This is a genomic window from Chryseolinea sp. H1M3-3 (assembly GCF_029360725.1).
GTDB lineage: Bacteria > Bacteroidota > Bacteroidia > Cytophagales > Cyclobacteriaceae > Chryseolinea.
The window spans coordinates 535,106-551,969 of record NZ_JARKMY010000018.1; the positions used below are offsets into that span (position 1 = coordinate 535,106).

20 protein-coding genes are annotated in these 16,864 nt (G+C 42.7%); 12 read left to right on the forward strand and 8 right to left on the reverse strand.

Annotation, left to right across the window (positions count from 1 at the left end):
- The first annotated feature begins 44 nt into the window (after positions 1 to 44).
- Positions 45 to 602: an NUDIX hydrolase gene (locus tag P2W71_RS26275; protein WP_276374406.1), complete on the forward strand. Its 558-nt coding sequence runs from the start codon at positions 45 to 47 to the stop codon at positions 600 to 602.
- Positions 603 to 679: 77 nt separating this feature from the next.
- Here the strand turns inward: P2W71_RS26275 and P2W71_RS26280 are convergent, their stop codons facing one another.
- Together P2W71_RS26280 and P2W71_RS26285 are read right to left on the reverse strand one after the other, a co-directional pair.
- Positions 680 to 841, reverse strand: coding sequence for a hypothetical protein (locus tag P2W71_RS26280; RefSeq protein ID WP_276374407.1), 162 nt, complete (start codon positions 839 to 841; stop codon positions 680 to 682).
- Between the two features lie 75 nt (positions 842 to 916).
- Positions 917 to 1,822, reverse strand: a complete 906-nt coding sequence (locus P2W71_RS26285) for a serine hydrolase (protein ID WP_276374408.1) — start codon at positions 1,820 to 1,822, stop codon at positions 917 to 919.
- Between the two features lie 71 nt (positions 1,823 to 1,893).
- Here P2W71_RS26285 and P2W71_RS26290 point away from each other — a divergent pair, with 71 nt between their 5' ends.
- The 3 genes from P2W71_RS26290 to P2W71_RS26300 all read left to right on the forward strand — a co-directional run bounded on the left by P2W71_RS26290 (position 1,894) and on the right by P2W71_RS26300 (position 5,462).
- Positions 1,894 to 2,838, forward strand: a complete 945-nt coding sequence (locus P2W71_RS26290; RefSeq protein WP_276374409.1) for an L-threonylcarbamoyladenylate synthase — start codon at positions 1,894 to 1,896, stop codon at positions 2,836 to 2,838.
- A 201-nt stretch (positions 2,839 to 3,039) separates the two neighbouring features.
- Positions 3,040 to 4,131 carry an ATP-dependent 6-phosphofructokinase gene (locus tag P2W71_RS26295; protein ID WP_276374410.1) on the forward strand — a complete coding sequence of 364 codons (1,092 nt, stop codon included), beginning with the start codon at positions 3,040 to 3,042 and terminating at the stop codon, positions 4,129 to 4,131.
- A gap of 146 nt (positions 4,132 to 4,277) precedes the next feature.
- Complete coding sequence (locus P2W71_RS26300) at positions 4,278 to 5,462, forward strand: phosphoglycerate kinase (protein WP_276374411.1); 1,185 nt, start codon at positions 4,278 to 4,280, stop codon at positions 5,460 to 5,462.
- A gap of 24 nt (positions 5,463 to 5,486) precedes the next feature.
- Here the strand turns inward: P2W71_RS26300 and P2W71_RS26305 are convergent, their stop codons facing one another.
- From P2W71_RS26305 to rsmA, 6 genes are all read right to left on the reverse strand, one after another.
- Positions 5,487 to 5,882, reverse strand: coding sequence for an HIT family protein (locus P2W71_RS26305; protein ID WP_276374413.1), 396 nt, complete (start codon positions 5,880 to 5,882; stop codon positions 5,487 to 5,489).
- 12 nt (positions 5,883 to 5,894) lie between these two features.
- Positions 5,895 to 6,371 (reverse strand): transcription elongation factor GreA, encoded by a 477-nt coding sequence (gene greA / locus P2W71_RS26310; protein WP_276374414.1) that lies wholly within the window; start codon positions 6,369 to 6,371, stop codon positions 5,895 to 5,897.
- Positions 6,372 to 6,569: 198 nt separating this feature from the next.
- Complete coding sequence (locus P2W71_RS26315; RefSeq protein WP_276374415.1) at positions 6,570 to 7,415, reverse strand: pentapeptide repeat-containing protein; 846 nt, start codon at positions 7,413 to 7,415, stop codon at positions 6,570 to 6,572.
- 34 nt (positions 7,416 to 7,449) lie between these two features.
- Positions 7,450 to 8,391 carry an NAD(P)-dependent oxidoreductase gene (locus P2W71_RS26320; RefSeq protein ID WP_276374416.1) on the reverse strand — a complete coding sequence of 314 codons (942 nt, stop codon included), beginning with the start codon at positions 8,389 to 8,391 and terminating at the stop codon, positions 7,450 to 7,452.
- Positions 8,391 to 9,749 (reverse strand): magnesium transporter, encoded by a 1,359-nt coding sequence (mgtE, locus tag P2W71_RS26325; protein WP_276374417.1) that lies wholly within the window; start codon positions 9,747 to 9,749, stop codon positions 8,391 to 8,393. The genes P2W71_RS26320 and mgtE overlap by 1 nt, the downstream gene beginning before the upstream one ends.
- Positions 9,730 to 10,542, reverse strand: a complete 813-nt coding sequence (gene rsmA / locus P2W71_RS26330) for a 16S rRNA (adenine(1518)-N(6)/adenine(1519)-N(6))-dimethyltransferase RsmA (protein ID WP_276374660.1) — start codon at positions 10,540 to 10,542, stop codon at positions 9,730 to 9,732. The genes mgtE and rsmA overlap by 20 nt, the downstream gene beginning before the upstream one ends.
- Positions 10,543 to 10,604: 62 nt before the next feature.
- Between rsmA and pdxA the strand changes: the two genes are divergently transcribed.
- The 8 genes from pdxA to accC all read left to right on the forward strand — a co-directional run bounded on the left by pdxA (position 10,605) and on the right by accC (position 16,794).
- Entirely contained in the window at positions 10,605 to 11,627 is a 1,023-nt protein-coding gene (gene pdxA, locus P2W71_RS26335; RefSeq protein WP_276374418.1) for a 4-hydroxythreonine-4-phosphate dehydrogenase PdxA, read from the forward strand.
- A 92-nt stretch (positions 11,628 to 11,719) separates the two neighbouring features.
- On the forward strand, positions 11,720 to 12,106 hold the full coding sequence (locus P2W71_RS26340; RefSeq protein WP_276374419.1) for a TerB family tellurite resistance protein: 387 nt from the start codon (positions 11,720 to 11,722) through the stop codon (positions 12,104 to 12,106).
- A gap of 75 nt (positions 12,107 to 12,181) precedes the next feature.
- The gene (locus P2W71_RS26345) at positions 12,182 to 12,709 is read left to right on the forward strand and encodes a DUF177 domain-containing protein (RefSeq protein WP_276374420.1); all 528 of its coding nucleotides are present in this window, start codon (positions 12,182 to 12,184) and stop codon (positions 12,707 to 12,709) included.
- Positions 12,710 to 12,721: 12 nt separating this feature from the next.
- On the forward strand, positions 12,722 to 12,913 hold the full coding sequence (gene rpmF, locus P2W71_RS26350; RefSeq protein ID WP_276374421.1) for a 50S ribosomal protein L32: 192 nt from the start codon (positions 12,722 to 12,724) through the stop codon (positions 12,911 to 12,913).
- 178 nt (positions 12,914 to 13,091) lie between these two features.
- Entirely contained in the window at positions 13,092 to 14,087 is a 996-nt protein-coding gene (locus tag P2W71_RS26355) for a beta-ketoacyl-ACP synthase III (protein WP_276374422.1), read from the forward strand.
- Positions 14,088 to 14,194: 107 nt separating this feature from the next.
- Positions 14,195 to 14,761: an elongation factor P gene (efp, locus tag P2W71_RS26360; protein ID WP_276374423.1), complete on the forward strand. Its 567-nt coding sequence runs from the start codon at positions 14,195 to 14,197 to the stop codon at positions 14,759 to 14,761.
- A gap of 97 nt (positions 14,762 to 14,858) precedes the next feature.
- Positions 14,859 to 15,350, forward strand: coding sequence for an acetyl-CoA carboxylase biotin carboxyl carrier protein (accB, locus tag P2W71_RS26365; protein ID WP_276374661.1), 492 nt, complete (start codon positions 14,859 to 14,861; stop codon positions 15,348 to 15,350).
- A gap of 94 nt (positions 15,351 to 15,444) precedes the next feature.
- A complete protein-coding gene (accC, locus tag P2W71_RS26370; RefSeq protein ID WP_276374424.1) occupies positions 15,445 to 16,794 on the forward strand; it encodes an acetyl-CoA carboxylase biotin carboxylase subunit in 1,350 nt (449 codons plus the stop codon).
- Positions 16,795 to 16,864 lie beyond the last annotated feature (70 nt).

The window sequence follows — 16,864 nt, forward strand, 5'->3', positions numbered from 1 at the left end:
GGCTTGACCGGCGAAGACGTCGAAGCTAAACGTTTACAAAATAAATGATCGTGAATCGTGATTGGGTAATCAGTGCCCTTACAAATTACTCTTCAGCGTTTAACGAGGAGCAAGTATTCGTTAAACAGTTCCTGAATTTATTAGAGCATCCGGATGCATTTCAACGGCATCATTTACCCGGACATATCACAGGCTCATCCTGGATACTCGATTCGTCTAGAAAGTTTGTGCTACTCGTTCATCACGGTACGTTGAACAAATGGTTACAGCCTGGTGGCCATGCCGACGGCGAAGAAAATATACTGAACGTTGCTTTAAGAGAAGCACAGGAAGAGACGGGTGTAAATCATTTCCAACTATTGTATCCAACTATTTTTGATTTGGATATCCACCCGATCCCGGCACGCGCCAATTTTCCCGATCACTTGCATTATGATATTCGATTTCTTTTGGAAGCCGATAAGCACGAAAAAATAATTGTATCAGAAGAATCGCACGATGTTGCCTGGATGCCGATTGATGAGTTGAAAAAATTGACGGAAGATAATCGATCGGTTATGAGAATGGCAGAGAAAGCGAGAAGATTAACAGCAAAAAGTTAAAGACATACTTGCCAGCGCGATGCCGCGAGAACTGTGATCAATGAAAATGAGTTGCAATTCCTATTAGACCTTCATGATCATTTGGAGCTGATCAACAACATGCCAAACGCAATCACTACGAACCAAAATTTGTAAACAGAAATGCTGGGGATGATAACCCAACCTAACTGCATGACTACAGCAAGCAGCACCAGCACGACTGCAATTCCCTTTAGAATAGATCTAGTTTTATTACTCATGCGACGTTATCTTTAATCGTTACCAGTTAATCATAAAAGCTTGCAATTCGTAACCAAGACCAAACTGGAATTCAATCATCGCCATGCTTCCATACCAGCCGCGGGTTTCCACTTTGAATCCGGTTCAAAATGTTGCCACAATATCCTGGAAACATTTCTTAGCAACACATACCCTTCATTTTCTCTTACCCATCTTTGGTCTTCTTGATTTTTTGTGATCACGCAAAAGACGTAATCACCATGAGGCGCATTTACCAGCACGACCTCTGACTTCGAACGATCGACGGCCCCTTGCTTGGAAGCAGCTTGTATGTAAGGAGGAATTTGTGACAATGATTCACCATCCCAGTAGATCCTGATAAGATTTCGATAGATGCGTTCGCTGGCGCGTGCACTGACAACTTTTCCCTCGCGAATACTAACCAGTAATTCACCCATCTCTCTCGGCGTCGTTTGTCCCCAACCATAATTGGATCGATTCGTCTCCCTCCCGGGTGTCCTCGAATTAACACGGGTGTGATGATAGCCGTTTTTCTCCAGCCATGCATTTATATCAGCACCTGTTCCTGCTAACTGTTGGCACCATAAGCTAGCGGTATTGTCACTGGTGGTGATCATTAACATCAGCGTCTTTGACAATGAGATTTTTTCACCATTCTTAAAAGAACCCAGAATGTCCTCTCCCGGATACAACAAAGAATCATAGTACGTCAGAATGGAGTCATAGGCCAACAAACCGTTTTCAATTTTCTCGAATACGCCGATCGTTATCGGAATCTTAACCATGCTCGCTGTTGGGAAAATGCTATCGGCGTTTATTGTAACCGTCTTTCCCGTCTTCAGATTCCGGACGTAAATACCAACGTCGCCTTTGAAACCAGAGACCAACGACTGCAGTTTTTGTGTTAAAACTTTATCCTCGCGTTGTGCTTGCAACTGAATTTGAAGGAAAAGAGAAAAGACAATAAAACAAGTTCGCATGAAAGTTATCTCCTCACGCAACTTAAGGCCTTTACTTGTAGGTGACAAATAAATTTTAGCTTTGCAGCCACATGGCACAAACGGGAACTGATATTGAAAAAGCAAAAGCGCTGCTGATAAAAGGTGAACTTGTCGCTATCCCTACAGAAACGGTTTATGGCTTAGCCGGTAATGCTCTTGAGCCTTCCAGCGTGGCAAAAATTTTTGAAGTAAAAGGCCGCCCACAATTCGATCCCCTTATAGTTCATGTTCCTGATTTTGAATCGGCACAAAAATATGCTTTAGATATTCCGGAACAGGCAGCAATATTAGCGCAACATTTCTGGCCTGGTCCCCTTACTTTATTATTACCGAAGAAAGATATTATTCCAGATCTCGTAACCTCGGGCTTGGATACGGTTGGATTACGCTGTCCGGATCATCCATTAACCCACAAACTTTTAGAGACACTCCCCTTTCCCCTTGCTGCGCCGAGCGCCAATCCATTTGGATACGTAAGCCCTACCTGCGCAGAACATGTGGAAGAACAGCTGGGTGATAAGATAGCGTATATCCTGGACGGTGGACCGTGCAAGATCGGTGTTGAATCTACGATAGCAGGTTTTGAAAATTCGCTGCCCATTATATACAGACTTGGCGGTATTACGCAGGAACAAATTGAATTGGTAGTCGGAAAAGTTAATGTAAGAACACACTCGACCTCCAACCCAAAAGCACCTGGCCAATTGCAAAGTCATTATGCCCCGCGCAAGAAAGTTATTTTGGGAAACATCGATGACCTTCTCAAGCAATATGGAACGAAAGAAACGGGTATTCTTTCATTCCAGCACGACTTTAATTCATCGCTGCAATTTATACTTTCGCCATCGGGCCAACTTACCGAAGCTGCACAAAACTTATTCCTGGCGTTACGCATGCTTGATAAAATGCCTATCAAATATATCCTTGCAGAACCCGTTCCTGATGTTGGTCTGGGCAAAGCAATTAATGATCGGCTGAGGAGAGCAGCAGGCTGAGGGGAGTGTTGAAGTGTTGGGGTTCGAAGTGTTGAAGTGAGAGACCGAGCGTGTGCGACGTGAAGATGTTTTGTAATGCATAATACCTGATCTGATTGACACTAAAATTGTGAAGGCAACTTCAACACTTAGAACTTCAACACCCCAACACTTCGCCACTCCAACACTTTTTTCCTATCTTCAAACCCTTAATCGATACAGATGAAAAAAATTTTAATTCTAACAGGAGGTGGTGATTGTCCTGGCCTTAATGCGGTGATTCGTGGCGTAGCAAAGCGTGCCCGTAAAGAGAAAGACTGGGAAGTTTTTGGTTGTATTGAAGGTTTTAATGGCGTGTACAATACCCCGCATGAATTTATCAGATTGACCAGAAGCAAGACAGCAGGAATTCATGTGAAGGGTGGGACTATATTAAGAACCACTAACAAATCAAACCCAATTAACTTTCCAGTTCTACAACCCGACGGCACCACGAAGTTCGTTGACCGGTCGGACGAGTTGGTGGCACGTCTAAAAGAATTGAAGTTCGACGCCATCATCAACATTGGTGGAGATGGTTCACAACGTATCTCTAAAGTTTTATGTGATAAAGGTGTTCCAATTATTGGCGTACCGAAGACGATCGACAATGATCTGTCTGCGACTGATATGACCTTTGGATTTTCTACAGCAGTACAGATTGCAACAGATAGTTTTGATAAACTGGTAACTACTGCTGAAAGCCATAACCGTGTTATCATCATGGAAGTGATGGGCCGTGATGCAGGTTGGATTGCACTGCATTCTGCTATAGCAGGGGGTGCAGAAATTTGTCTTATTCCCGAGATACCTTATGACGTAAAAAAATTAGTAAAGCGAATTGAGCTACGTTATAAAAAGGGACGAGGATTTGTGAACATTGTTGTAGCAGAAGGTGCGAAGCCAAAAGCCGGAACTGTTACTGCCACAAAAGGAGAAATGGGATCTGAACATGTTCGTTTAGGAGGCATAGCATTTCAACTTTCAAAGGAATTAAAAGATGCCGGCTGTAAAGCAGAGATACGCGAAACGGTATTAGGTCACGTTCAACGTGGTGGTAGTCCTGTGGCATTTGACAGAATATTGGCAACCCTCTTTGGCGTTAAAGCATTCGAGTTGGCGCTGGAGAAAAAATTCGGGCGAATGGTAGCCTTCAGGAATAATGAAATCACATCTGTTACATTGGAGGAGGCTACTAAAAAACCAAACCTTGTAAACAAGAATTCTTATCTGGTACAGGCGGCCAAAGGCTTGAATATTAGTTTTGGAGATTGAACATAACCACTACGAAATCAGAGCCTGGCGATTGAACCAAAAAGTGTATAAAGACGCAATCGTTTTCTGAAAAATACGCTTTGGAGCTGCTCAAGACAGTAGACTTTTCCTAAATTCGCCCCCATTACATTTTTACCAGACTTCCCATGAAAACTATCAACGACATCAATTTTAAAGGAAAGCGCGCACTGATCCGTGTAGACTTTAATGTTCCATTAGATAAAAGTTTTAATGTTACAGATGATAACCGTATTCGAGCTACTATTCCAACGTTAAAAAAAATACTGAACGATGGTGGAAGTTGCATCCTGATGTCACATCTGGGACGTCCGAAAGAAGGACCCGAAGATAAATTCTCGCTCCGTCATACCATTAAGACAACAGAAGAACTTTTAGGCAAGAAGGTGCAATTTGGTGGCGATTGTATTGGTGAGGAAGCTTTCAAACTTTCTGCCGGCCTGAAACCTGGTGAAGTGCTTTTACTTGAGAATCTCCGGTTCTATAAACAAGAAGAAAAAGGTGATGTTGGTTTCGCTGAAAAATTATCCAAACACGGTGATATTTATGTTAATGATGCGTTTGGTACTGCGCATCGTGCACACGCCTCAACAACTATTGTAGCACAATTCTTTAAAGACAAATGCGCCGGCTTTGTTATGGCAGCGGAACTCGACAACGCTAAAAAAGTAACGGAGAAAGCAGCGAAACCATTCACTGCAATTATGGGTGGTGCAAAGATCAGTGATAAAATTTTAATCATTGAGAATCTTCTCGACAAAGTAAACAATCTTATCATTGGTGGTGGTATGGCCTATACTTTCTTTAAAGCGTTAGGAGGTTCCATCGGCAATTCGCTTGTTGAAGAAGATAAGTTGGATCTTGCGAAAGAACTTATCCAAAAAGCAAAAACGAAGGGTGTCGAATTGATTTTGCCTATCGATTCCGTTGTGGCAGACAAATTTGCGCCTGATGCGAATGCCCAGGTAACAAACAACAACGCCATTCCCAACGGATGGATGGGGTTGGATATCGGGCCCCAGGCAATTAGTGTGTTTAAGAAGGCCATTGAAGGATCAAAAACCATTTTGTGGAATGGACCGATGGGTGTTTTTGAAATGGAGAAGTTTGCAGACGGTACAAAAGCTGTAGCGCAAGCCGTGGTAAATGCAACGGAAAAAGGCGCATTCTCTCTCATCGGTGGCGGAGATTCAGCCGCTGCCGTTGCTCAACTAGGTTTTAGTGAAAAAGTAAGTTATGTATCAACCGGCGGTGGTGCGTTGTTGGAATATTTTGAAGGGAAGGTACTCCCCGGTGTAAAAGCGCTGGAATAAGATATTTTTCAAATGCCCTAGGCTTCAGCCCAGGGCTTCTTGTATTTTCTTTGCCACACCTTCCAATTCAGGCTTAGAAGGAGACAATTTCGTTCGCGTAAAATTCAAATCTCCCATGGAATTCATCGGCACGAGGTGCACATGGGTATGAGGCACTTCCAAACCTATAACCGCTACACCAATTCTTTTACAAGGGACCGCTTTCCTGATGGCATGGGCTACCCTTTTAGCAAAAACATGTAAGCCTGCAAGGGTATCATCATCCAAATCAAAAATAAAATCCACTTCCTGTTTGGGTACAACCAACGTATGGCCTAGTACCAAAGGATTAATATCCAGGAACGCAATGTAGCGGTCATCTTCCGCTACAATATAACCCGGAATTTCGCGATTGATAATCTTCGTAAAAATGCTTGGCATAGGGACAAAACGTTAGCAGGTAATTTCCACGATCTCAAATGACATTTGACCCGCCGGTGTAGTGATGTTGGCAACTTCACCAATCTTTTTTCCTAAAAGCCCTTTCCCTATCGGTGACATGGTCGAGATTTTTCCTGCCTTTAAATCAGCTTCTTCTTCAGACACTAAAGTATACGTTACTGAAGCGCCATTCTTTTTATTCTTGATGGTGACCCTGGAGAGTATCGACACTTTAGAAGTATCAATATTATTTTCATCCAATAACCTCGCATTGGACACAAGGTCTTCAAGTTGTGCAATTTTTGCTTCAAGATGTCCTTGTGCATCTTTTGCTGCATCGTACTCCGCATTTTCACTTAGATCGCCTTTATCACGTGCCTCTGCTATCTGGCGCGCAATATCCTGACGTCCTTTCGACTTGAGCGTACTCAATTCACTCTGCAATTTTTCCAGACCCTCTTTCGTGTAGTATGAAATTTTTTTACTCATAACAATCATTTGCTTCAACCTCATAAAACCCATGTTGACCCAAGTGGTTCATGAGCTGCGTTGTTTATTTTTTTAAAATTAAATGTGGCACTTATTTAGATCGACAGCAGTCGCTTCGCCGTGATCAAAAAAAGAAACAACGGCCTCGTCGGAGACCGTTGCTTTAACAAAGGTAATATTTTATTGGTCAATCCAAAATCACGCTCCTACCAGTTCGGGGACATTTGTTTTGAGCTGTTCGAGGATTTCATCGTCAAAGCGCGCTAAATAGAGTGTTTTAACTTTTGAAAGTTGTTCGACGGTAAGTCCTTTGGCGCCGCGCAAATCTGCTTTGTATAAACTTGCATTTTCAAAATCGGCACCCATCAGATAACAACCCTTGAGATCGGCCTCCATTAAAAAAGCGTTACAAAAATTCGCTTTAATCAAAAAAGCATTTTCGAAATAAGCTTTGATTAAAAAAGCATCTTTAAAGTTTGCACCACTAGCGTAGGCACTTCTCAGGTTGGCCTGGTTAAGATTAGAGTTTTCAAAATTCGTTTGATTCAAACGTGCACTTTCAAGATTCGATTCAATAAGAGATGATTGTGATATGTTGGCCGAATTTAAATTCGAACCGGTAAGATTTACATAGTTAAGATTTGTACGGGGCAAATAGCAATTCACAAGATTAATCTCATGAATCTTATGCCTGTTAAGTCGTTTTATATTACCGACCGTACGGAAGGCCGCTTCTTCAGATTCCCACAACCGGAAGTCGTCAATTTCATCTTTGTACGTTCTGATTCTCTGACGTGTCTCCCCATTCTTATTAAGCCAGAAAATCAAAATACCAATAACCGCGATATCGAAGATCATTCCGTGTGCTTCAGCAAGGACTTGAGGAATGAAGGAATCAAAATCCTTCACGTAGTAAGGCATACTCAGGGCCAACACAAGTATGGTTACAAACACCAAAACGATCGTTGAGGTCAGAAGCGGCTTTTCAATAATAGAATTGAAAAACTCGCTCGCTTTTTTTAATCGCTTTTGTAGAATACCCATGAAACGGTTGGACTACTATTATTTTTAGATTGATTTAAGCAAATGTCAAGGTGCTTATTTTACGCACCAAAGCTACATTTATTTTCACATGCGATTCAAACGTCCAGCCCGCAATGTGGGGGGTGAATATTACATTTGACCTTTCACGCAACGAATTGAATGCCTCCTTCTGAGAATCCGTTAATTTATTCAACTTTTCATTCTCAAGGACATCCAGGGCAGCTCCTTTCAAGTAACCTTCAACCAATGCCTGATATACATCGGCAAGGCTAACTATCTCACCTCTTGCCGTATTTAAAAGTATAATAGGTTTTTTAAACTTTCTAAAGTAGTTGATATCTACCAACATCCTTGTTTCGCCTGTGAGTGGAATATGGAGGCTTACAATATCCGCTTCTTCGAAGATGGATTCCATTTTGACTTCTTTACAAAAGGCATCCGAAAAATTGCTTTTATACTTATCGTACCCTAAAACATTACATCCAAAACCCGATAAACGTTTGGCAAAGGCCTGGCCCGTATTTCCATATCCTATGATCCCTACCGTCTTGCCCATGATCTCACTTCCACGGTTTTCTTCCCTCGCCCATACGAAATTTTTAACCTCTTCATTCGCTCTGGGGATGTTACGCATCAACGAAAGCAAAAGTCCTACGGCATGCTCGCCAACTGCATCCCTGTTTCCCTCAGAAGCATGGACGACTTGAATATTCTTTTCTAACAAATAAGGAAGGTCAAGGTTATCAAGTCCCGCGCCTGCACGTCCGATAACTTTAATGGTGGGATTTGGTCCCAACAGTTCGCGGTCGATCGTTGTCTTACTTCTTACGATCAACCCCTGGTAGCCAATGTGCTTTGATTTAATTTCCTCACGAGTGATCTCCGGCTGGTAATCAGCTTCCCATCCAATGTCTTTCAGCATGGAGAAAAGGCTATTATGCATGGGATCAATTATTAAACATTTGGGTGCAGCCATCAGAGCAAAAGATGAACAGTGAAAAAATAAATTGTCAGTCCCAGTAAATCATTCATGGTGGTAATAAAGGGACCTGCTGCGAGCGCAGGGTTATAGTCAAATCGATTTAGCACAAGAGGCGTTATCGTTCCTATAAAAGACGCGAACACTACTACGCTAAACAATGCGAGCGACACCACCATGGATAACTGGTATTCGCCGAACAGCAAAACATTCGCACCAAAAACCAAAACCGCCAACACAACGCCATTGAGGATGGCTACGAAAAATACTTTAACCAAACGCGTCCATAAGCCTTCGTCTACAAAATCGGGATTAGCAAGACTTTGAACAATAAGGGACGATGATTGAATTCCAACATTTCCCCCGGTTGCCTGAATCAGCGGCGTAAAAAACGCGATAGCAGTTACACGGGCGAGCTCAGCTTCGAACAGTCCCATGAATTTTGCATTCATCAGGCCACCAAAAATTCCGATTAACAACCATGGCAGACGTGCCCGCGTATTGCGCCATACGCTGTCATCTTCTTCCACATCTTCGCTGATACCGGCCATGATTTGACGTTCTTCGTCAGCCTGTTCAGTGATCACATCCACAACGTCATCGATAGTAATTCTTCCAACCAGCTGTCCCTGCACGTTAACGACAGGTACAGACTCGAGGTCATACTTCTTCATCATCTCAGCAACCTCCCAGTCCTCCAAGTAAGTTTCAACGGAGACAATATCTTTTTCACAAATATCAGCCACGATGGTGCGCGCATCTGATACAATAAGGTCTTGCAGTGCGACCCGCCCTAAAAGTTTATCGTAATCATCAACAACGTATACCGTATAAAACTTATTAACCGTTTCAGCCTGTTTACGAATCTCGTCGACGCATTGGACTACCGTCCAGTTATAACGTGCCTTAATGAGTTCTTTAGCCATTAAACCGCCCGCCACGTTTTCTTCATAGCGAAGCAGCTCTGTCACCTGCGCCTTAAGCTCTGCCTCCAACCCCGATAAAACTTCTTCCCGTTCTTTAATGGGAAGCTCATTCAAGATATCGGCGGTATCGTCGGAAGGAAGTTGGTTGAGGAAGTTAGTAATCTCGGAAGGCGGGTATACCTTTAAAAATTTCTTGCGTGTATCCCGGTCGAGATCACTGATAATTTCAGCTTGTATTTCGATGTCGAGAAGATCCATGACATACTTGGACTCTTCTGCTGTAAACTCGTATAAAAGCGAAGCTATATCGGCTGCCTTAACGTGCGATAAGGAGGTGCGAACAAATTGTTCATCACGCGCGTCCAACGCTTGTTGAAAGCGATCACGAAATTCCTTCGTCAACTCAAAATCAACTGCCAACTGCTCCACGGCTCTTTTCGATTAATAAAGTAAGATTTTCAAAATCCTTAACCGACAATTGTTCAGCGCGCTTGTCAAGCAGCGGAAGGGCTACAATTTCGGCTGCCAAATTTAGATTTTTTAATGCGTTGCGCAAGGTCTTGCGTCTCGTATTGAAACCTTGCTTTACCACTTGTACAAAAAGTTTTTCATCACATGCTAAGGATGCGACCTGATTGCGTTCGAGCCTGATAACACCAGATATCACTTTCGGCGGCGGGGTAAATACTCCGGGAGGCACCTTGAATAAAAAATGAATATCATAGTAAGCCTGGAGCAGCACGCTTAGGATTCCGTACGTTTTACTTCCAGGTGGCGCTGCAATCCGATCGGCTACTTCTTTCTGAAGCATACAAACAACCTGGTCCACCCGGTCGTGGTTTTCTAAAACTTTAAAAAATATTTGTGAAGAAATATTGTATGGAAAATTGCCGATGATTGAAAAAATCCCATCAAAGATTTCTGCCGGCTGAATCGCCAAAAAATCTCCTTCAATAATTTTTCCATGCAGCATGGAGAAGTTGGTCTTTAAGTAAGCAACGGAGTCGCGGTCAATCTCAATAACCTTCAAATTGGTATGATTACGGTTGATTAAGAATTGTGTGAGCACCCCCATGCCGGGTCCAATCTCAAGGACGTTTTGTTGAGACGAACCACTTTTCAATGCATCAACTATGCGTTTAGCAATGCCCAAATCATGCAAGAAATGTTGACCTAAAGATTTCTTTGGTCTTACTTTATTCGTTTTTCTAAAAGCACACATCCGCCAATCTACAAGGAACAAATAGATATTTTTGTTAAATCGCAAAGAATTGAACGCTATCCATGACCCAAATACAGAAACCTCGTATCGGAATAACCCTCGGTGATTATAATGGTGTCGGCCCTGAAGTAGTTATAAAAGCTTTAGCTGATAATCGGTTACTAAACCTTGTTACGCCGGTACTCTATGGATCCGGGAAAGTTATTTCATTTTATAAAAAACTTCTCAACGTTGATGAGTTTAACTTTAGCCAGGTACGGAACAAAGGACAGTTTGCACCCAAGAGCATTAATGTGGTAAATAGCTGGGGCGACGATGCAGGCGAAATTATCCCGGGGAAAGCTTCAAAAGAAAGTGGTAAAGCTTCGTTTATAGCATTAAAGCAAGCATCAGAAGAATTAAAGGAAGGAATAATTGATGCTCTGGTAACAGCTCCCATCGACAAACACACCATCCATAGTGATGAGTTTCCATTTAAGGGTCACACGGAATTTTTGACTCAGTTCTTTGAGGCATCCGAAAGCCTGATGTTTATGATCAGTGAAAAACTGCGTGTAGGCCTCGTTACTGAACATATTCCAGTGAAAGACATCGCCGCAGCAATCACCAAGGAAAAGATCGAGGCAAAGTTGAAAGTGATGGACGCCTCGTTGCGAAAAGACTTTGGGATTATCAAGCCGAAGATCGCTGTACTGGGACTAAATCCGCATGCCGGCGACAATGGATTGCTGGGTCTTGAGGAAGAACAAATTATCCGGCCTTTGATCAGTGACCAAAAAAATAAGGGCCGATTGGTATTTGGACCGTTTCCCGCCGACGGATTTTTTGCTGCCGGCACATATTTAAAGTATGATGGTGTTCTGGCGATGTATCATGACCAGGGTCTGGTCCCTTTTAAATCTGTAGCGTTTGAAGATGGGGTCAACTTTACGGCTGGACTACCGGTTGTCCGTACCTCCCCCGACCATGGCACCGGTTATGCCATTGCAGGTAAAAACCAGGCTCACGAAGGGTCGATGCGGGAGGCAATCTACAAGGCTGCTGAAATATTTAAACACCGTAACGAACCATCTAAAGAAAAATAACATTATTTAAGTCCTTCATTTCCACCTTTTAACCGGAGGGTAGCGGTAATTTTTTTTTATTACATATATTTGGCCTTGAAGTATCAGTTGAAATGGACATAGTCACTAAGAAGCAGTTGAACATACTTATCCAATTGGCGGAAGCGGATAAACATTTTGCCAAAATCGAGCGCGATTTAATCTTTAAAATTGCCCGGGAACGCAACTTTTCAGACGAGGAAGTCAATGAGCTCATCCGCAATCCGCAACCTATTGATTCGTTAGGAGCGCTTTCGCTGGAACAGAAGTTCGACTACCTCATGTCGGCCATCGACCTGGTATTTGTGGACCAGAATGTTTTTGAGAGTGAGATCATTTTTTGCAAAAACATTGCCATTAAACTGGGCTTTAAGAAGGGCGTAATCGATTATTTTATTGAAAATTACGAATTGAAGACCCGCCAGGAATTTAGGGAAATAGCCCTAAATGATTACATTTAGCCATTATCGAGGCTAATTTTTACTTTTCTCATTAATTGTTCTAAATTTGCCGACTAATTTTTAAACGACACGGCTTTGGGGGTTGCGGCGTACAACATTAACATTGTTGGCCTGAGCAATAAAGAGCATCGGTTTCAATTTGAAATTGGTGACGAATTCTTCAGGAGATTTGGAACGGATATCGTTTCAGAGGGAACATTTCAGGTAGAATTGTTGCTTGACAAGCACGAGACCTTCATTGAAGTCGCGTTTAAAATTGATGGTAAAGCCCATTTGATTTGTGATCGAAGCCTGGAACCCTTTGATTTCCCGATTAACAGCAATAACAAAATTGTTTTTAAGTACGGGGACGCATACCAGGAAATGACGGATGAGATTGTAATCATCCCCAGGGAGACGGCTACCCTTGAACTTGGACAGTATATTTATGAGTTCATTGCATTAGGTATACCGTTAAAGAAGCTCCATCCACGCTTTCAGGATGAAGTGAACGATGAAGATGATTCTGAAGGAAAAATTGTTTATTCCTCCGAAACATCAGAAGAAAAGAAAGACGACGAGGAAATAGATCCTCGATGGGATATTCTAAAGAAATTAAAATAAACTTGATACGCCATGCCGAATCCAAAACGAAAAACCTCGAAAACCCGCAGAGATAAAAGAAGAACACATTATAAGGCGCATGCCAAACAGTTAACTGTATGCCCAACAACAGGTGAACATCACCTCCCTCATCGCGGTTTCTGGCATGAAGGAAAACTCTACTACAATGGCAAAGTAGTAATGGAAAAAGAAGTTCTGGCTTAGTTCATGAGTTCCATCAGCCTCGCCAACATTCGGTTGACAAAGACCATTAAGAATAGCATAATCGAGGAAGCGAATTCTAAAAAACTTTTTTAAAGTAAAATACTTTATATGCTCGGCCTATGCCGGGCTTTTTCTTTTTATAGGATAATGATCAACACACCGTTGAAAAATAAATAGTATGACCAATATCAGAGCTGCCATTACAGGTGTAGGTGGATACGTTCCAGATTATATTCTGACCAACCAGGAACTTGAAACCATGGTAGACACCAGCGATGAGTGGATAACATCAAGAACGGGAATTAAGGAACGCAGAATTTTAAAAGGCGAAGGGCGAGGAGTTTCAGTTTTAGGGATAGAAGCCGTAAAAGATCTGATTGCTAAAACCAAGATCGACCCAAAAGAAATTGACTTGGTAATTTTCGCCACCGTTACCGCCGATATGACATTTCCGGCTACCGCTAACCTGGTAGCTACTGCCGTGGGAGCCACCAATGCATTTAGTTTTGACATGAGTGCGGCGTGCTCGGGATTTATCTTCGCCCTCACAACAGGTGCCAGTTACATTCAATCGGGTATGTATAAGAAAGTAGTTGTTATCGGTGGGGATAAAATGTCGGCCATTATGGACTACACAGACCGCACGACCTGTATTATTTTTGGTGATGGCGCAGGCTGTGTTCTCCTGGAACCTGCTACGGAAGATGTCGGGGTGATCGATTATATTTTAAAAAGTGATGGATCGGGTGAATCATACCTTCACATGAAGGCAGGGGGAAGCCGTTACCCGGCCAGCCTGGAGACAATAAACGCGCGTCATCATTTTGTTTACCAGGAGGGCGCGGCAGTTTTTAAGTTTGCTGTTACCCACATGGCTGAAGTCTCAGCACAACTTGCCGAGCGTAATCATTTAAAAGCAGACGATATAGCCTGGCTTGTACCCCACCAGGCCAATAAACGAATCATCGATGCGACTGCCCAACGTGTAGGCATTACTGAAGATAAAGTGATGATGAACATTGAGCGGTATGGAAATACAACAGGCGGTACTATTCCGCTGCTTTTATGGGATTATGAGAAGAAACTCAAAAAAGGTGATAACCTGATCATCTCAGCCTTTGGTGGTGGCTTTACCTGGGGAGCAGTATATGTGAAGTGGGCTTATAACAGTTAACCACGATTATTCTTCCGGAATTGCATACAACAGGAATTAAAATCCGGCAGATGCTGATTTCTTGCAATTATTCAATTCATTTGTAAATTAAAGTTTTTAAATTTTTTATGGCTACCGTTTCGGATCTAAGTAAAGGTAATTTTATACGTCACAATGGCGAAGTGATGCAAATCGAAGAGCTACAACATCGGACTCCAGGAAATCTTCGGGCATTTTATCAGGTAAAGATGCGTAATGTACGCAACGGTAAAGTGGCTGAAAATCGTTTCCGCCCCGGTGATGAAGTCGAGATCCTTCGCGTCGAAACAAAAGAGTATCAGTATTTGTACAATGATGGTGACAGCCTGGTATGCATGGATAATGTGACTTTCGATCAGGTGTACATTGATAAAAAATTGTTGGGCAATGCCGTAAACTACATCAAAGAAGGTGTGACTTTGTTAATCGCTTTCGAAAATGGAGACAGTGCAATTACTGCTGAGCCACCAACCCATGTAGTGATGGAGGTGCAATATACTGAACCCGGCATGCAAGGCGATACGGCTACACGCACGCTGAAGCCTGCTACGTTAGAGAATGGCACTGAAATACGCGTACCGCTTTTTGTTAACACAGGCGACAAGATTAAAATACACACCGGCACCGGTGACTATGTTGAACGTGTAAAAGAATAAATATCATTCCATGAGTAAAACCCGAGCATCAAAACCTGCTGCCAAAAAACAAGAATCTTCAACACGAGCCACAGCCGATTCTGCCAGCTCACCTTCAATGAAGACCTCTGAAATACGCGACCTGATCGACTTCATCTCTAAATCAGGCTTAAATGAAGTAAACATTGAAACAAAGGAGCTGAAACTCAGTGTTAAAAGAGAACCCGATCAAAAAATATTTAAATCTTCTCCTGCTCTCTCAGCGCCTGTTCAGACCGTTGCCTCTCCTGTTTCCGCTCCGGTAGCGCCTCCCGTGATCGCAGCTGTTAAACCCGACACACCTCCTGCTAGTGCGGGTTCTGGAAAGAAGACAATCGATATTAAATCTCCAATGATTGGCACTTTCTACAGATCTTCGACCCCCGATACACCTCCGTTTGTTTCTGTCGGCGATAAGATCACCAAAGGACAAACCGTATGTATCATTGAAGCGATGAAGCTTTTTAATGAAATTGAATCGGAAGTATCAGGCACTATTGTCAAAATACCGATAGAAAATTCTACTCCGGTAGAATATGATCAAGTACTCTTTGTAGTAGAACCTGATTAACAAACATTTTTTCAAATCATAAGCAAACCAAATTTCCTGTATCAAACGGCAACGCTGTTGTAATTTGATATTGGTCAATCCATAAGTGGAAATTATGTTCAAGAAAATATTGATTGCTAACCGCGGGGAAATTGCCTTACGAGTAATTCGTACGTGCCGCGAGATGGACATTAAAACAGTAGCCATCTATTCAACGGCCGATCGTGAAAGTCTTCATGTACGCTTTGCCGATGAAGCTGTTTGCATTGGTGATGCGCCGAGCAAAGATTCGTATCTCAATATTCCGCGCATCATCTCTGCTGCTGAAATAACCAATGCGGACTCAATTCATCCCGGTTATGGTTTTCTTTCAGAACGTGCCGAGTTTTCTGCCATCTGTCATGAATACGGTATTAAATTTATCGGGCCAACGCCTGCCATGATTGAAGCGATGGGCGATAAGTCAACCGCTAAGGATACCATGAAGAAAGCAGGTGTTCCTACTATTCCGGGCTCCGAAGGTTTATTAGAGTCAATCGAAGAGGGTATTAAGCTGGCGAAGGGAATTGGCTACCCGGTGATTGTCAAAGCAACCGCCGGTGGTGGCGGAAAAGGCATGCGGATCATTAACAACGAATCAGAATTTAAGAAAGCCTGGGATGATGCAAAACGGGAAGCTGCTGCTTCGTTTGGTAATGATGGCCTGTACCTTGAAAAGTTTATTGAAGAACCGCGTCACATTGAAATTCAATTGGTAGGCGATCAATATGGGAAAGTATGCCACCTTTCAGAACGCGACTGTTCCATTCAACGCAGGCATCAGAAACTGGTCGAAGAAACTCCTTCTCCCATCATCAATCAGGAACTTCGTGAAAAAATGGGCGAGGCTGCCGTTCGTGGTGCCAAAGCCATAAATTACGAAGGTGCCGGAACTATTGAATTTTTGGTAGACAAACACGGCAACTTTTATTTCATGGAAATGAACACCCGGATACAGGTGGAACATCCCATCACAGAAGAAGTTACCGACTACGATTTGATAAAAGAACAAATAAAAGTTGCTGCAGGTGTACCAATCTCTGGTACAAACTATTTCCCCAAGATGTTCGCGATGGAATGCCGCATCAATGCAGAAGATCCTGCGAATGGTTTTCGCCCATCACCAGGAAAGATTACAAACCTTCACATGCCTGGCGGGCACGGCGTAAGAATCGATAGCCATGTGTATGCTGGTTATACCATTCCTCCGAATTACGATTCCATGATTGCCAAACTTATTACAACAGGGCAATCGAGAGAAGAAGTGATTACACGGATGAAACGGGCATTGCAGGAATTTGTGATCGAAGGAATCAAAACAACCATTCCGTTTCACATTAAGCTGATGGACAATCCCACGTTCCGTTCAGGAAAATTTAATACCAAGTTTTTAGAAACTTCATTCGATTTCAGCTCGCTAAAGTAAGGAGCAGCTTTTGATGTTGCGTGAGCTTTCATGTCTCTATTGAAGTGACCTACCAAAATCATGAATCAAA